We start from the raw sequence: 15,125 nt of genomic DNA on the forward strand, positions 1-15,125 counted from the left end.
ATGAGCCTGTTCGGCGACGGCCTGGACGCCGCGGTGCAGAAGACCTTCACCCGCCCGGCACCCAAGAGCGCTCCCGCACAGATGCGCTACCTGGTCAGGCAGCTCAAGGGCACCAGGGCCGTTGCCCAGACGCTCCGCGTCTCCCAGCGCACCGTCGAACGGTATGTGAAGAACCAGATCAAGAAGCCCCGCCCGGACCTGGCCGCCCGCCTGGAACGCGAGGTCAAGAAGCGGTGGCAGCCGCAGATCCGGGCCAGGGCCAAGGCCAGGGCGGCCACCACCGACGGCATCGTCATCGACACCCGCGCCCGCATGGGCTACACCGCCCCCGTCGGATCGACGGACCAGGACCGCGTCCGGCACCTGACCGTCGCCCTGCCCCCGCAGTACGCCGCCCGCCTGTTCGAGGCCCAGGAGGCCGGCGCCGGGGACGCCCGGCTGCGTGAGATCGCGGCGGAAGGGCTCAAGGAGGTCTACTTCCAGGACGGCGGCCGGCGCGCCGGAAACCTGGAAGAGGTGCGGTTCACGGACATCGAGCACATCGAGTTCGACCTCTGAGGGCGCGGACCATGGGCCCTCGCGACGCGGGGCCGCAGCCCCCGGCCGGACGGCCGTGACCGCTGTGCAGCGGCGCCGGGCCAACCTGGACGGTGCGCGGCCCGTCCTCCAGTACGTCATACCCGTGGGCCCGTGAGCCTGTGGGTCCGTGAGCCCGTGGACCCGTAGTCCATGGGTCCCCTATGTCCGTAGATCCGTGCGGCTTTGCCGGGGAGCGGGGCCGCACGCCCGCGCAGGAAGGCGACAGAACGTGAGCGAGGCGCAAGCCCATGAGGAGACGTGTGAACTCGACCCGATCACCTGGAACGCACTCGTGGAAGCGATGAGGAAGCACGGGGTGACGCCTGACGTCATGGGCAAGGTGTGCCACGACGCCCTCCGCGCGATCAACGCCACGCCGGTCGCCGAGCGGCAGCGGCTCGAAGCAGAGGCCGAGGCGCACTTCGCTCAACGGCAGGCGGGACGCTCCTCGTAGGCGAGGTGGGAGAGCAGGGTGTCGCTGAGCAGGTCGACCGCGCTGCGCAGCTCGGCCACGTCGTCCGGACCGGAGACGAAGGCCACCAACGCGCGGTCGACCCCTTCGAGCACGTCGCGGATGACGTGGTGCTCCTGCTCCAGGCGGTCGATCACCGGGGCCAGCCGGGGGTCGGCGTCCCGCAGATGCGGGAACAGGGACTGGTCCTCGAGGGTGTGGTGCGTGGTGACGACGCGGCAGTAGGCCTGGCAGTAGGTGCCCAGCGTCCACTTGTTCTGCCGCATGGTCATGGTGCTGATGTGCGAACGCGCCGTACCGGCATCCAGGGTGCCGGTGGCGACCTGGTCGACGAGATCGTGGATCCGGGCGAGTTCGTCGCGCAGCCCGTCGTGCACGTCGATCAGGTGACGGCCCCCGGCCTGCTCATGCGGTGTGCAGGTGCGCTCGGGGTCGGGCGCGGGGCCGGTGGGGCGGGTCGACTCGTCCCACACCTGGCGGCTGCTGCGGCGGGTGCCGTCGTCCGGGGTGGGGACGACGGCGAAGGGCTCGCGGGCTACGCCGGACCGCGGCGGGGGTGCCCCGCCGGCCGGGGCGGCCGCCGCAGCGACGGCTCCGGCGCCGGGGTGGCGCGTTGTTCGGCCGCCACCAGTTCACGGACGGCGGGGGCGACCTCACCGGCGAAGCGGCGCAGGTCGTCCGGGTCGTCGCTGCCCAGGATGAAGGTGCCGACTCCGTCGCCGAGGGCGAGTTCGGCCAGTTCCTCGGCCCACTGCTCGGGCGGCCCGTGCAGCGTGCCGCGGCCCACGGGGGGCGAAGCGGCCGTTGATGTTGAGCAGCCGCCGCACGTCCGACGGTGACCGCCCGGCTTCTTGCGCCGCCTCGTCGATGACCGCGTTGCCCGCGGCGAGGTCGCCGGGCCCGAGGTAGCCCAGCGACGGCAGCCAGCCGTCCGCCCGGCGCCCGGTCAGGGCGAGCATGCGTGGCTTGTAGGCGCCGAGCCAGATGCCGACGTCGTGCGCCGGAGCCGGTCCGCGCTTGGCGCCCCGTACCCGGTGGAACTCCCCGTCGACGCGGACACCGCCGCGCGTCTCGGCATCCCAGATCTGTCGGATGACGTCGATGGCCTCCTCCAGCGCCCGCACCCCCTCCCCGCCGGTGAGGCGACGCCCGCCCATCGCCTCGATCGCGTCCCAGAACGCGCCGGCACCCAGCCCGAGCTCCACCCGGCCCCCGCTGAGCAGGTCCAGACTCGCCACACTGCGGGCCAGCACAGCCGGCGGGCGCAGCGGCAGGTTCGTGACGTTCGCCGACAGGCGCACCGTGCTGGTGCGAGCGGCGACGTAACTCAGCAGCGTCCAGGTGTCCAGGAACCGCGGCTGGTACGGATGGTCCTGGAAGGTCACCAGGTCGAGGCCCGCCTGCTCGGACAGAACGGCCAGGCGGACCGTCCGCGCCGGGTCGGAGCCGGCCGGCGTGATGAAGGACCCGAACTGCAGCGGGTGGCCGTAGGCGGACACCGACCGCTCGTCGTCGGCGGGGCGCGTCGTCATCGGACTCTCCTGAGGTCGGTGGGCCGGCCGGGTCGTCCCGAGCAGGTCCTTACCACGAAAGCAGTACCGGACCGGATGCCGCGACCGGCCGTCGTCCCGTCGACGGCACCAGGGCCGGACCGCAGCGTCTCTGCGGACCCGGCGGGCCGGTCAGAGGAACGCGAGGCCGAGCGTGAGGGCCGGCCGGTCAGAGGGAGGCGAGACGGAGCGTGAGGGCCGCCACGGCCGTGAGCAGGAGCGCGCCCGGTGGCAGGATGCGCCGGTCGCGGACCCGGAGGTGGGAGACGACGGCGCCGGTGAAGTACGCGATGAGGCCGATGGCGGCGGCCACACCCAGGGGTGGCGAGGCGAGACCGGTGAGGATCCCCGCGGCGCCGGCGATCTCCGCCACCGCCAGCAGGGACACGTGCCGCTCGGGGAATCCGACGTGCTCGAGTGTCCTCATCTGCTGGGGGTCCCGGGTGAGCTTGCCGTATGCGGACAGGAACAGGACCAGCGCGAACAGGGTGGTGACGATGACAGTGGCGATGAACATGGAAGGGCTCCGGTGGAGGCGGGCGTCCTGAGGGAGCGGCCCGCACGGAAGATCGGGGAGGGTGCCTGGCTGGGTGCGTGAGGTTCCCGACGGGCGGGCGGTCCTCGGTGTCAGGGGACGCGCTGCTCGGGGCCGGCGTCGGCCCGGGGCCCGGGGCGCAGGAGGCCGTCCGGGTCGTAGCGCTGCCACAGTCCGGCGACGCGGGCGCCGGCCGGTCCGGGGTAGGCGCGGGCGCAGGCGGCCGCGTCGGCCGCGCTCTCGAAGTTCACGTAGGCGCCGTCGGTGTGCGGGGCGATGGGCGCCCAGGCCGCGGCGAGCGCCGGCCGGCTGTCGGGGGGGAAGGCCGAGCCGATCACGAGGGTGTGCTGATGGCGGTGGGCGAACGCCGTCGCCGAGGGGGACATGTCGTGGACCGCGCCGCCGAGCGACCGCAGCTGGACCAGGATCGGCCGGGGTCCGGCGGCCGCGGCGACCAGCGCGCGGGCCGCGTCCGAGGACATCTCGGTGAGCAGCCCGTTCGTCGTCGCGACCGGCATCTGCCCGGTGTTGGCGTGCAGGTGGTGGGACGGGACCAACGCCCCGTACGGGGCCACCTGGGCCCGCTGCGCCGTCACCTCCCCGATGCCGAGCAGCGGTCCGACGGCGTCGCGGACGACGGAGGGTTCCCCGGACGCGACCACGGCGGTGATCAACGCCGTGGTGCCGGTGCCGGACGGGGCCAGCATCACTGCCGTGGACAGCTCGCGCGGGGCCTCCTTCATGGTCTCGGCCCAGCGCCGCAGCGTCTCCCCCGCGGGGTCCACCTCCGCGGCCAGCTGCACCTGGCCGACGCGGCTCAGCTCCATGGCCTCGATCTCGAAGGCGACGGCGATCCCGGCTCCCGCGCCCGCTCCGCGCATCACCCACAGCAGATCCGGGTCGTTGACGGAGTCGGCGCGGACGAACGTGCCGTCGGGCAGGACGACGTCCACGGCGCGGACGTGGTCGATGGTGAGCCCGTAGCTCCGCACCAGCCAGCCGACCCCGCCTCCGGTGGCGATGCCGCCGACGCCGACGTTCCCGTGGTCACCCGAGCTGACCGCGAGGCCGTGCGGGGCGAGCGCCTGCGCGACCTGGGCCCACCGGGCGCCCGCCTCGACACGGACCAGGCGGGAGGCACGGTCGACGACCTCGACCCGGTGCAGCGCGCCCAGGTCGATGACCAGCCCTCCGTCGTTGGTGCCGCTGCCGGACAGGCCGTGCCCGCCGCTGCGGACCGCGATGCGCAGCCCGGTCCGCCGTGCGAGGCGCAGGGCGGCGGAGACATCGCCCGCCGACTCCGGCCTGACAACGGCAGCCGGGCTGCCCACGGTGGTGTAGGTGGAGCGCAGGGCTGCGTAGCGCGGGTGGCCCGGAGTGACCACCTTCCCGGCGAGTGCGTCCGGCAGGGTGCCCAGGGTGCTGGTCATCGCCCGCTCCTCTCGGCGTCGACGCGCTCGCGGACGGCGGGCACGATCTCGTCGGAGAAGAGCCCGAGCTGCCGTTCCGGATCGGTGGCGGGCCAGAGGACGAAGGTGTCGAAGCCGAGATCGACGGCCCACTCGGTGAGGGTGTCCACCCACTGGCGCACGTCACCGACGAGCCCGTGCCCGGACCGGTGGGCGCCGAGCGAGCCGATCACACCGGTCACGTTGTAGACGCGGCGCAGGGACCTCGGGTCGCGCCCTGCCCCCAGAGCCGCCTCGTCGATGATCCGCTGCTTGGACGGCACCTCCTGCGGGGCCACGTAGATGTTGAGCGGGGAGATCCAGCCGTCGGCGACCCGGCCGGCCAGGGCGAGCATCCTCGCCCCCTGCGCCCCGAGCCAGACACCGACGGGCTTCGGCGGCACCGGCCCGGCCTGGTAGCCGCCGATCGAGTGGTAGGAGCTGTCGACCTGTACGGGACCGCCGGGCAGGGCCGTGCGGAGCACGCCGAGGGCGTCCTCGGCGTACGCCACCATGTCCTTCCCGCGCCGAGCCGGGCCGCCCATCGAGGCGATGGCGTCGGGGATGCCGCCGCCCCCGACACCCAGCTGGACGCGCCCGTCGGTGAGCACGCTCAGGGATGCGGCGGCCTTGGCGAGCATCGCCGGCGGGCGCAGCTGGAGGTCGGCGACATCGGTGAGGAAGGAGATCCGGTCCGTGAGGGCGGACAGGTGGGAGATCAGGGTCCACGCCTCGAGGTGACCGGGCTGGTAGGGGTGGTCCTGGACGGCGATCCAGTCGAGGCCCGAGTCGTCCGCCCTGCGGGACAGGAGCCGGGTCAACGGCCATGCCGCGGCGGAGGGTTCGGCATGCACGCCGAAGGAAAGCGGGCGTAGGTAGTCGGTCATGGCTCCACGGTCCTCCGGGCGGCGGCAAAGAGGAAACAGCGGGTAAGAAGCTAATGTTTGGTAAGTGAGGGTGAAGGGCGTGCGGGGGACGCACACCCTTTTCCCAGGGCCGGCGGCAACCGTGAAGCCCTCCACGCGAGCACGCCCGGCACGCGAGCCCGCTCCGTACACGAGCCCGCCCCGTACGCGAGCCCGTCCCCCACACACGAGCCCGCCCCCCACACAACGAGCCCGCCCCGCTCCCTCCCGTGCGGGGAGGAAGCGGGGCGGACAGGGCAGGGCTTGGTGCCGTCGGATTCAGACGGTCAGGAGGTCGGCGATCACGGCCGGGTGGAGGAGGTGGGGGAAGTGCCCACTGCCCGGGCAGGTGATGATCCGAGCCTTGGGCAGGAGGGCGGTGAGCCACTGTGCGTACAGCGGTGGTACGTCCCTGCCCGCGACATGGGTGTAGGCCACGTCGGCGTGCCGGATGGCCCGGAGCTGCCAGGTGCGTCGGCGGGCGAGCTCCTCGGTGGACTCCTCCAGCAGTTCCTGCCAGTAGGCCAGGAGGAGTTCCTGGCGGGGAGCCGTTGCCGTCCGGACCAGGTCGCGGGCGCGGGGCGGGAGCGCGTCGATGCCCATGGCCGCCAGCTGCTCGTCCCAGACCTCCCGCCACTGCGGGCTGCGGAGCAGGGGTTCGAGTTCTCTGAGCCGCTTGGCGAAGGAGCCGGCCAGCAGGGGCTGGTCGACGTTGACCACTCCGGCTGCCGGGTGGACGGCGGCGTAGGCCGTGGCCACCACCGCTCCGTACGAGTGCCCGACGATGATCGGTGCTGCCGCCCCGAGCGCGTCGAGGGAACGGTGCAACGAGAGGGCCACGTCGGCCGGGAGACAGGACTCCGCGTCCGGGGACCGGCCGTGGCCGGGGAGGTCGAAGGCGACGATCAGCCGGTGGGGTTCCCTCGCCGTCAGTTCATCGATCAGCGCGTCCCACTGCCGGTGGTCGTAGGTGAGCCCGTGGAGCAGGACCACCGGCGGTTCCTTCCCGTTCGGCGTGCCCTGTACCCGGGCGCCCAGCCGCCCGAGGAGTTCGTACTGGCCCAGTGTCATCGTGTTCCGCCTTTCCGTGCTGTCCCAGGGAAGGCGTTCCACGACCGGGAACACGGTGTGTGCGACCGAGGTCACACCTGCCATCGGGTCGGGCCGCCCGCGGCCGGGCGGTAGCAGAAGGTGCGGCCCGATCGCAGGGAGGCACGCAGATGGGCGCCGGCCAGGGGCGCCGCCGCCTCGATGCGCTTCACCGCTGCCCACAGGGCCCGTGTGGCACTGACCCGTGCCCTCTCGGCCTCGGCGCTGATGGCCCGTACCCGTCCGCCGAGGCCGCTGGCACGGCGGAGTTCCGCGACGATCGCGTTGCGTTCCCTGTGCACCTCCCGTGCCCGGTCGACGTCACCGGCGCGGTCGGCGGCGTCGAGGTCCTGGTCCAGCCGCGCGAGCCGCTTCCGGTAGTCGGCGAGGGCGGCCGCGTCGAGGGCGGGATCCCCGTCCGGGGCCCGCAGCCCTTGACCGCCGGCCGCCAGGTCGAGAGCGGGGATGTCCTGTCCGGGGGCGGCGAGCAGGCTGCGGAGGTAGCCCATGCCGCGGGTGTCGTTCAGCCGCGCGGACTCGCTGCCTGCTTCCAGGAGCCATCCGCCGTCGACACGGGTCAACCGCCATGCATCGTCGGCGGGGGCCAGGGCGGACAGGAGCCCGTGCATGCCGAGGCGTTGCGCGATGGACCGGGCACGGTCCTGATCCTCGCCGGCCCGGACGGCATCCCCCTGGCCCTGGCGTGACAGGAGCGCTTCGGCCCGGGCGGCGAGCGTCTGGGCCAGCCAGGGCAGAGTTCCGTTCCTGCTCTCCCACGTGTGTGCCGCGTCGAATTCGGCGAGGGCCCGGTCGAGATCGCCGAGGTGGGCGGACAGCAGTCCGAGGTAGTGGTCGACCGGCCCGGTGACGGTGTTCGCCCCGCCCCACACCACCAGCCGGCCGCGGTAGGGCTGGAGGGCGGTGTGCAGGTGCCGGGCCCCGTCGGTGGTGCCGGAGCGGGACGCCACCACGGCGAGGTCCGCGACAGCCCCCAGCCACCGGGGGCCGGAACCCGCCAGGACGCTCGGCAGCAGCCGCTCCAGTTCGAGTTCCGCCTCGGCGAGCCGGCCGCTCTCGGCCAGGGCGCGGGCCGCCGTGGCCGAGAAGAAGTGCCCGGGCAGCCGTCGGGCCAGGGCCTGCCAGGGCGCGAGGGTGCTCTCCCAGTCGCCGCGCAGGGCGGAGATCCCGCCGCGCAGGCTTCCGGTCAGCCGCGGGGTGTCCACCAGGCCCGCCCTGTGGCCGAGCCGCTCCACCTCGGACGCCAGCGAGGCGGCTTCCTCGAAACGGCCGCGGATCGCCGCGAGCATGGACTGCCGGGCGGTGACCACCGCCAGGGTCTCGGCGTCGCCGGACAGCTCGCCCGTGCGGGCGTAGGACGTGAGCGCTGCCTCGGCGGCGGTGAGGTCTCCGAGCTCCATCAGAGCGGTGAAGCGCCACATCAGGCCGCGGCGCTCCGAGGCGATGTCACCGGCGAGCTCGGCCTGGGTGATGATCTCGGCCGCGGTCTCCAGCCGCTCGTGCGCGGCTGCCGGGTCCCACAGGGCGTGCAGCCTGGAGTCGAGGACCTCGGCGATGGTGCCCGGGTCCTCGGAGAGCCGGGCCAGCGACAGGGCCTCCCCGGTCAGCCCGGGCCGGCGCGTGTCACTCGGATCGCTCAGCAGTTCCCGGGCCAGCCGGGCCAGCACCCGTGCCCGGGTGCGCGTCGGCAGCGGCCGCGTGCCGGCGGCCTCCAGCAGCCGGATCAGCCGTGTGTCGGGATCGAGGAAGGAGGCCCGGGACGGAGTCGTCAGCGCGAGGTACGCCACGGGATCCGCTTCCGCGCTGCCGCTACCGGCGCCAGCGAGCTGTTGTGCGGCGGCGAGCGCGGCGCCGGGCATCCCGGCCGAAGCCAGTCGGACGGCTCTTACCGCGTCGGCGGGCAGGTCGCCGACCAGGTGCGACAGCTCGGCCTCGTCGAGGCCACCGAGTCGCAGTTCATGGGGCAGCCCCGTCGGCTGCTGGGTGGTGGCCAGCACGGCTGCGGCCCCGGCGGGCAGGTGTCCGACCAGCCGGCTGAAGAGACGGACGTCCAGGGGCAGATCGGCGTCATCGGTGCCCCCGGTGGCGTGCGGGGGCGGCACCAGGCTGCCGGGGAGGACAGGACCGGCACCCGCGGCGGCGTCGAGATCATCGATCACGAGGAGGCAAGGGGAGCCCTCGGCCACGGTGAGGAACAGCGCGTCGATCTCCTCCGTCCCGGCGTCCGCCGGAAGAACCGGCCGGCCCGTCACGGCCGCCAGCCCGCTGAGCAGAGCGGATGCCGGGAAATCCTCGCCGGCGGCGGCGAGGCGGTGTGCCCTCAGCCCGCGAGCGGCGGCGAGCCGCTCGGCGTATGTCGCCAGATGGCTCTTGCCGGACCCCGGGGGACCGGTGACGAGCAGGTGTCCCCCCGAACCGGCGAGAGCCTGGTCGACGAGGTGCCGCACCGCGGCGAGTTCTCTACGCCGCCCTACTGGTTCCACCTGATCATCGTAGTGCGCCGCCCGTTCGGGGCGTTCCGCCTGATCCCGGTCTTCCGAGCCTCACGTCATCGGGTGGACCGCCCCCGGGGCGGGGCAGCCGTGCCGACGCGGTCATCGACGTCCCGCTTCCGCTGTGTATGCCGCTGTGGCGGGCCGGAGGCGGCCGACGGCACGGCCCCGTCCACGGAACCGTCGACCGGGTGACCGCAGCCGTCCGGCCGGCGAGCGGAACTGCGTGCGGTGGTGACGGGGGCCGCGTGCGTGGCGTTGGGCGACGAACGACGAACGACGAACGACGAATCGACAGAGCGACAGAGGGGCGGAACAGCGGATCGGCGGATCGGCGGAACGGCGGATCGGCGGAACGAACCAGGCCGAGGCCGGTCAGATCAGCAGGCGCAAAGCCGTGTCACTGATTCCCGCCCGCAGGCTCTGCCCCCAGGTCAGGGACAGCGCGTCCGACTCCATGCCGTCGCCGAAGACGACGAGACGGTCGCTCTCGACGGTGACCCGCAACCCCTCGCCGTCGGACAGTGCGCCCGCCGCCCGGGAGGTTCCCGTCGCGGGAGACGGCCAGGCTTCGCGCACGAACCACAGCAGACGCCGCTCGGCGGGGGCCGGCAGTGCCAGGGTGCTGCCGCGCTCCAGCCACAGCGAGCGCAGCCAGCCCGTCGCCCCGGTCCCGGTGCCCACGATGATCCCCGACGACGCCTGGGCCTCCGGGGCGACGCCGTCGCGGTCGGGGCCGATCCGGTAGCGGACGGTCTGGTGGCCCGACGGCCCGAGGAAGATCTCGTTGAGGGCGACCAGCCGCTGTGTGTCGTCGGCGACCGCTTCCACCATGGTCAGTTCGTCCCAGGCCGGGCCCGGCGCGGCCGCGGACCGCAGGAGCTTGCGGGCGTCGGCGGGTCGGTGGCGTACGAGTACGCCCGGATTGCGGCCGGGGTCGGTGTCGACGCCGATCACCGGCTGTCCCGAGAGGTACTTCGCCGTGTTGGCGACGAGGCCGTCCTGTCCCACGACCACCACGACGTCCTCCGGACCGAAGAGGAACCGGTCGAGATCGCCCCGTTCGACGCGGGCCTGTCGCCAGGTCAGGGGTATCGCGGCCGCCACGTCGGCGATGGCCCGCGCCGCGCGGTGATGGCGTTCGGCCACCTCGGTGATGCTCCGGCCCCGTGAGGCGAGGAAGAACTCCGCCTGCCCGCGGGTGCCGTGCCGGGCGAGCAGTTCCTCGTACTCGGTCGTGCGGTGGACGAGTACGGCGCGCGGGGCGAGGCTCACGGCCGTGCCTCCGCCACGGGTTCGTCTCCGCCCCCGGCCGCCGTCGGCGCCGCCGACCCGAGTTTGGCCAGCAGGCCGGTGAGGACATCCGGCGACAGGGTGAGGCTGTCGACGCGGGGCAGGTTCTCGGCGAGCCGGGTCACCGCCAGCGCGTGCAGGACGGCGGGACCCACCTCTGCGTGCACCCGCAGCCAGGCGGCCTGCGTCTCGGCCCGTGCCGCGCCGGTGCGTTCCGCCGCCTCGGCCTCCGCACGGGCGAGGCGCACCATCCGCGAGGCCTCGGCCTCCGCCCGTACGGCGTCGGCCGCCGCGTTCTCCTCCGCGCGGCGACGGGCGTTGGTCCCGTTCTGCTCGACCAGTTGCTCCTCGCGACGAGCGAGTTCGATCTTGCTGGCCAACTCGTTCTCCGCGATGGCCCGTTCACGCTCGACCGCCACCGCGCGCCGCTCGTAGGTGGCGCGATCCGCCTCCTGCTGGATCTGTTCCCTGGCCGGCGTGCGCAGTGCGCGCTCGACCTCGGGCTCGGGCCGGACGGCCACCACACGCACGGCGACCACCTCGATGCCGGTGGCGGGCAGTCGGGGATCGGCGGCCAGACCGCTGCCCACCCGTTCGCGGACCGTGGCGACGCCGTCGGCGAGGGCCGCAGCCAGGGGGGTGCGGGCCAGCACGTCGAGGGCGTGCTGCTGGGCGGATTCGGTGAGCAGGGTCGCGATCTGCTCCAGGGGTGCGCCGCGCCAGCTGCCGGTGTCCGGGTCGATGGAGAAGTCGAGCCGGGTGGCGGCTGTCGCCGGGTCGTGGATCCGGTAGGTGACGGTCGCCTGGACGCCGACGTCCTGGAAGTCCGAGGTGCGTGCGTGGAAGGCGACGGCCAGTTCCCGGTCGTCCACGGGCACTTCGGAGAGCGAGGCGGTGAGCGCCCGGAACCAGAAGCTCAGCCCCGGTCCGTCGTGGACGAGCCGTCCGTGCCGGTGGTACCGCACATGGGCGGTGGGCGCCGAGCGCAGGTGACGCCAGCCGAGGCGTGAGGTGATGTCGGCCATGTGATCCCCCTTTTCGTCCCTGTGACGATATTCGCTCCATTCCGCTTTCGTCAAGGTGACGAAAATGGAGTCGGCCAGCAGCTTCTCGCCTGCCGCTGCCGCTGCCACAGGCGGTCTCCGGCGTTACGGCGCGGCCTTGCCTCCAGGGGTACTTCGGGGCGGCCGACCGGGTGCGTGTCCGTCCGGATGAGAACGGCGCAGCCGGATCGCTCCGTTTCCTGCGGCGCACTTCTGTCCCCGCAACGGCCCGCGGAGCAGCAGGGGACATGAGCGAGTCTTCTCCATCGAGGGGTAAGGGGCCCGGTGCGAACCTGCATGCGTCGACGGGCCACTGGGCCTGCCCGCTCCCTCAGGCGCTGTCCGGCGGATCATGTGGCGTCCCGATCGGTCGCTCATTGGTCCGGTCATGGGTCGGGGGACGTGACAAATCGCGAGTGGGCGTAACCGGAGCCGCATCTGCCGCCTTCGAGGGGCCGGGGCGGCCGTTGCAATGACCACCGCATCGTGGTCAACGAGATCCTGTTCCGGGTCAGGACTGGTGTCCCCTGGCGTGACCTGTGCGCCGGAACGCTACGGCTCACTGAGAGCCGTTGATGAACGGCATCGCCACTGGTCGGCGGACGGCACCTGCGATCGGGGCGGACCCGCAATGCCGGTCCGCGAGACCCGAGAATGGACGACGCTCTCGCACCCCGTCGTCCTCCCAGCGAACGAACGCGGCCAGTACTGCCCCAGGTGACCGTGGATCTCAGTTCGGGGCTGCGGCCGTGATGTGGCTCAGCACGCAGAGCCAGCGGCCGTTCCGGTTCACGTACACATCCGTCGTCCACTCGTCGGCTTCGAAGCGCTGGTACTTGTAGTGGGCTGTGTTCGTCACGCGCCCCGTCAGGACCGCGGTGTCGCCGTACACCCGGATCCTGGGGCTGCTGATGTCTGTCATTGCCGAGTGGGTCAACTCCCCGGACTCGACGCGCGAGAGAAACTGCTCTTTGGTGGTGACGCCCGACTCGGACACGATGACCCACTCGTCGGCCATGAAGCTGCCGATCTTGGAGGCATCGTTGGAGACGATGGCATCCGCCCAGTCCTTGGCGAGAACGGTCAGCCGGGCAGGGACGGGGTCGCCGTCGGGGCCTGTGCGGGGTGTGCCAGCGGTGCCGCTCATGGTTCGAATCTAACGGAGCAGGCAGTCCGCCGCCGTCCACCAGGCCAACGACCGCCGCACCCGTGCCGCCGTCGGCAGGGTGCATGCTGCCCGATGGGACGCCGGCCGCGTCTGTGTGGCGTGCTGTGGCGGCCTGGCGGCCCGACCCAGGCCGATCCAGGGGCGTCTCCCGGGGGCACTCCCGGCTTTCTCCTGCTGGTCCGTGCGCCGCGACGGCCGTGAGTCGTGGCCCTGGTGCCGCCGCGCCAGTCTCAGGCGTGGACCAGGTACGCGCGTGAGGCGATGTCGCCTCGGGTAGGGCCGGAAGAGCGCTATCCGGTGGCAGTCGTGCTGCCGCCCACCCCAGTCCAAGGCCGACGAGTGCCTTGTTCACGGTTCACGGGTGGTTCTTCTGATCAGGATGTCCCGTGGTCCCGTTTGGGCTGATCAGTGCGGTGTCTGGTGTTGGTGGCCCCGGGCAGACGGGGAGATGACGGCATGGGCGCTACGTGCTGAGCAGGCACGTGGTGGGAGGGGTGTGTGGTCTGTTGGTCGACCGCGGCCGTCTATTTGCGTGGTGGTCAGGCTGGTTGAGCGTTCCCCTGCGCTGGTTGTGGTGCTGATGGGATGGTTGGCCGAGGCCGCCGTCGCTCTCACGGACCAACTCCGGCCTGCACCGCGGGAGAGATCGCCGCTGTGTTACGGAGCGGACCAGGCCACGGCCTGGAGAGACGCGGCCGGCCTGCCCTGCCCTGCATACTGAGGCAGTTCTCGCTGCGGCAGGACACCAACCGCCAAGGGATGGAGCGCAGATGGATGTGGGATCGGTGCTCGGCAGCATAGGCCGAGCAGCGGCCGGGGCGGGCCGACTGGTGTGGGCAGTGGTGACCGCACCGACCACGGGCACCGAGTACGACGCCCACTCCAAGATCGACAGGCTTGCGGAGAAAATCGAGAACGAGGTGCCGGAGGAGTTGCGGGACCGGGCGTGGGGTCTGGTTCTCGACGCGCTGCGTGAGGTTCCGCAGGAGATCGATCAGTTGGTGGAGGAACACCAGCCGCTCCATGACGAGGAGACCGAGGTCCCGTCGGCCCAGCACTGATGCCGGGAACCGAAAAGCCTCAAGGGTGTCTTCGGTGTCCCGGAGTGCGACGAGGATGACGAGTGGACACCCCGGACGCCGGAGCGCCCCCGCTGCCGCGTGCCAGCGATAACGGACGGTAACGAGCGGTGAACCAGGTGACAACCACACGGGCCGTAGCTTCGAGGGCTGCGACCGCAGTCTTCTTGGGCTGGCCGGGCACGGTCCAGGCCGCGGAGGCCATGGCGCCAGGCCCCGGGGTCCCCGCGGCCGCAGACTGAAGTTGCCGTTTCGGGCCCCGCCACTTTGACGCCCGGCCCGACCGAAGCAGGGCCGCCGTACGTGCCGCGTTCGCCAGGCATTGAGCCACGGCCCCTTCCCGCTGTCGCGGCGAGAAGGCTTCCCGGGCGTAGTGCGACTGAGGGAGGGGCACGGGCTGGCGGCTGTTACCTCCCGCCGCCGATACCGCCCCACGCGGGGCGTCAGGTACCCGTCGGCCCGTCGTCGAGCGGGATGCCGAGCCGGGCGGCGACGGTGGCGAGGGCGGCGCCGAGGGGGAGTGCGACCCGGGTGACGGCGTGCCGGTCGCCGCGGGTCGGGTCCCGGTTGATGATCAGCACCGGTGTGCCGGCCTGCTCCGCCTGGCGGACGAACCGGAGACCGGACATGACCGTCAGGGAGGAACCGAGCACCAGCAGACAGGACGCTCGGCGTACCAGCGCGCGGCACTGCTCGACCCTTCGGGGAGGGACGGCCTCACCGAAGAACACCACGTCCGGTTTGAGGACACCGCCGCAGACGGTGCACGGCACCACCGTGAAGTCCCTGGTCTGCTCGTCGGTGAGGTCGGCGTCACCGTCCGGGTTGATCGCGGCCGCCACCGGGTCGAACCCGGGGTTGGCCTCATCCAGGCGTGCTGCCAGTTCCTCCCGTGTGCTGAGGGCACCGCAGGAGAGGCAGACGACCCGGTCCAGGCTGCCGTGGAGTTCCACGACGTCGTCGCTGCCGGCGGCCTGGTGCAGACCGTCGACGTTCTGCGTGATCACGCCCGAGAGCAGACCGTGCCGGGCGAACGCGGCCACGGCGCGGTGCCCGGTGTTGGGGCGGGCCCGGACGAAGGTGCGTCGGCCGAGGTGGCTGCGGGCCCAGTACCGCCGCCGCGCCCCGGCATCGGCGACGAACTCCTGGTACGTCATCGGGGTGTGCCGGCTCAGGCTGCCGCCCGCGCCCCGGTAATCGGGGATGCCCGACTCCGTGGAGAGGCCCGCGCCGCTGAGCACCAGCACACCGCCATCGCTCAGCGCACCGGCGACCGCTTCCGGGTCCGTGGCGGCCGGCGGCAGAGCTTCGGTCGGGGTCCAGCTCAGGGTGGGACGCATCCGCATGCGGCCAGGGTACGCAACGCCGCGGCACACCCCGCTGCCATGACCGGCGCAGGGGCCCCGGTCCGGTGCCGTTCGTCCGCCGGCACGTCGTGCTCCCTGTCCCAGGGC

14 protein-coding genes and 1 pseudogene are annotated in these 15,125 nt (G+C 72.8%); 4 read left to right on the forward strand and 11 right to left on the reverse strand.

The window, feature by feature from the left end; translation table 11 throughout:
* The gene (gene tpg / locus ACSU53_RS30000; RefSeq protein WP_437032869.1) at nucleotides 1–558 is read left to right on the forward strand and encodes a telomere-protecting terminal protein Tpg; all 558 of its coding nucleotides are present in this window, start codon (nucleotides 1–3) and stop codon (nucleotides 556–558) included.
* 250 nt (nucleotides 559–808) lie between these two features.
* Entirely contained in the window at nucleotides 809–1,033 is a 225-nt protein-coding gene (locus ACSU53_RS30005; RefSeq protein ID WP_437032870.1) for a hypothetical protein, read from the forward strand.
* Here the strand turns inward: ACSU53_RS30005 and ACSU53_RS30010 are convergent.
* From ACSU53_RS30010 to ACSU53_RS30050, 9 genes are all read right to left on the reverse strand, one after another.
* Nucleotides 1,006–1,524, reverse strand: coding sequence for a hemerythrin domain-containing protein (locus tag ACSU53_RS30010; protein ID WP_437032872.1), 519 nt, complete (start codon nucleotides 1,522–1,524; stop codon nucleotides 1,006–1,008). The genes ACSU53_RS30005 and ACSU53_RS30010 overlap by 28 nt on opposite strands.
* Nucleotides 1,525–1,704: 180 nt before the next feature.
* On the reverse strand, nucleotides 1,705–2,583 hold the full coding sequence (locus ACSU53_RS30015) for an LLM class flavin-dependent oxidoreductase (protein ID WP_437032874.1): 879 nt from the start codon (nucleotides 2,581–2,583) through the stop codon (nucleotides 1,705–1,707).
* A 187-nt stretch (nucleotides 2,584–2,770) separates the two neighbouring features.
* On the reverse strand, nucleotides 2,771–3,118 hold the full coding sequence (locus ACSU53_RS30020; protein WP_437032876.1) for a DoxX family protein: 348 nt from the start codon (nucleotides 3,116–3,118) through the stop codon (nucleotides 2,771–2,773).
* 110 nt (nucleotides 3,119–3,228) lie between these two features.
* A complete protein-coding gene (locus tag ACSU53_RS30025; RefSeq protein ID WP_437032878.1) occupies nucleotides 3,229–4,566 on the reverse strand; it encodes an FAD-binding oxidoreductase in 1,338 nt (445 codons plus the stop codon).
* Nucleotides 4,563–5,471, reverse strand: a complete 909-nt coding sequence (locus tag ACSU53_RS30030) for an LLM class flavin-dependent oxidoreductase (protein WP_437032880.1) — start codon at nucleotides 5,469–5,471, stop codon at nucleotides 4,563–4,565. The genes ACSU53_RS30025 and ACSU53_RS30030 overlap by 4 nt, the downstream gene beginning before the upstream one ends.
* A 297-nt stretch (nucleotides 5,472–5,768) precedes the next feature.
* Nucleotides 5,769–6,560 (reverse strand): alpha/beta fold hydrolase, encoded by a 792-nt coding sequence (locus ACSU53_RS30035; protein ID WP_437032882.1) that lies wholly within the window; start codon nucleotides 6,558–6,560, stop codon nucleotides 5,769–5,771.
* A 71-nt stretch (nucleotides 6,561–6,631) separates the two neighbouring features.
* On the reverse strand, nucleotides 6,632–9,079 hold the full coding sequence (locus tag ACSU53_RS30040) for an AAA family ATPase (protein ID WP_437032884.1): 2,448 nt from the start codon (nucleotides 9,077–9,079) through the stop codon (nucleotides 6,632–6,634).
* A gap of 384 nt (nucleotides 9,080–9,463) precedes the next feature.
* Complete coding sequence (locus ACSU53_RS30045; protein ID WP_437032886.1) at nucleotides 9,464–10,363, reverse strand: hypothetical protein; 900 nt, start codon at nucleotides 10,361–10,363, stop codon at nucleotides 9,464–9,466.
* Entirely contained in the window at nucleotides 10,360–11,406 is a 1,047-nt protein-coding gene (locus ACSU53_RS30050) for an SPFH domain-containing protein (protein WP_437032887.1), read from the reverse strand. The genes ACSU53_RS30045 and ACSU53_RS30050 overlap by 4 nt, the downstream gene beginning before the upstream one ends.
* Nucleotides 11,407–11,862: 456 nt before the next feature.
* On the opposite strand from ACSU53_RS30050, the pseudogene ACSU53_RS30055 reads away from it, so the two are divergent.
* A pseudogene (locus ACSU53_RS30055) lies at nucleotides 11,863–12,043 on the forward strand (transposase); the annotation flags it as partial.
* 111 nt (nucleotides 12,044–12,154) lie between these two features.
* Here the strand turns inward: ACSU53_RS30055 and ACSU53_RS30060 are convergent.
* Complete coding sequence (locus ACSU53_RS30060; RefSeq protein WP_437032889.1) at nucleotides 12,155–12,571, reverse strand: nuclear transport factor 2 family protein; 417 nt, start codon at nucleotides 12,569–12,571, stop codon at nucleotides 12,155–12,157.
* An 860-nt stretch (nucleotides 12,572–13,431) separates the two neighbouring features.
* On the opposite strand from ACSU53_RS30060, the gene ACSU53_RS30065 reads away from it, so the two are divergent.
* Entirely contained in the window at nucleotides 13,432–13,653 is a 222-nt protein-coding gene (locus ACSU53_RS30065; protein ID WP_437032891.1) for a hypothetical protein, read from the forward strand.
* A 461-nt stretch (nucleotides 13,654–14,114) separates the two neighbouring features.
* Here ACSU53_RS30065 and ACSU53_RS30070 read toward each other — a convergent pair whose 3' ends face one another.
* Nucleotides 14,115–15,017: an NAD-dependent protein deacetylase gene (locus ACSU53_RS30070; RefSeq protein WP_437032893.1), complete on the reverse strand. Its 903-nt coding sequence runs from the start codon at nucleotides 15,015–15,017 to the stop codon at nucleotides 14,115–14,117.
* Nucleotides 15,018–15,125: the final 108 nt, after the last annotated feature.

Origin of the sequence: Streptomyces sp. enrichment culture (genome assembly GCF_964273255.1) — a bacterium.
Taxonomy (GTDB): domain Bacteria; phylum Actinomycetota; class Actinomycetes; order Streptomycetales; family Streptomycetaceae; genus Streptomyces.

Coding starts and splice junctions, on each gene's coding strand:
- tpg (WP_437032869.1), top strand. CDS start 1: ATGAGCCTGTTCGGCGACGGCCTGGACGCCGCGGTGCAGAAGACCTTC.
- ACSU53_RS30015 (WP_437032874.1), bottom strand. CDS start 2,583: ATGACGACGCGCCCCGCCGACGACGAGCGGTCGGTGTCCGCCTACGGC.
- ACSU53_RS30020 (WP_437032876.1), bottom strand. CDS start 3,118: ATGTTCATCGCCACTGTCATCGTCACCACCCTGTTCGCGCTGGTCCTG.
- ACSU53_RS30025 (WP_437032878.1), bottom strand. CDS start 4,566: ATGACCAGCACCCTGGGCACCCTGCCGGACGCACTCGCCGGGAAGGTG.
- ACSU53_RS30030 (WP_437032880.1), bottom strand. CDS start 5,471: ATGACCGACTACCTACGCCCGCTTTCCTTCGGCGTGCATGCCGAACCC.
- ACSU53_RS30035 (WP_437032882.1), bottom strand. CDS start 6,560: ATGACACTGGGCCAGTACGAACTCCTCGGGCGGCTGGGCGCCCGGGTA.
- ACSU53_RS30050 (WP_437032887.1), bottom strand. CDS start 11,406: ATGGCCGACATCACCTCACGCCTCGGCTGGCGTCACCTGCGCTCGGCG.
- ACSU53_RS30060 (WP_437032889.1), bottom strand. CDS start 12,571: ATGAGCGGCACCGCTGGCACACCCCGCACAGGCCCCGACGGCGACCCC.
- ACSU53_RS30070 (WP_437032893.1), bottom strand. CDS start 15,017: ATGCGGATGCGTCCCACCCTGAGCTGGACCCCGACCGAAGCTCTGCCG.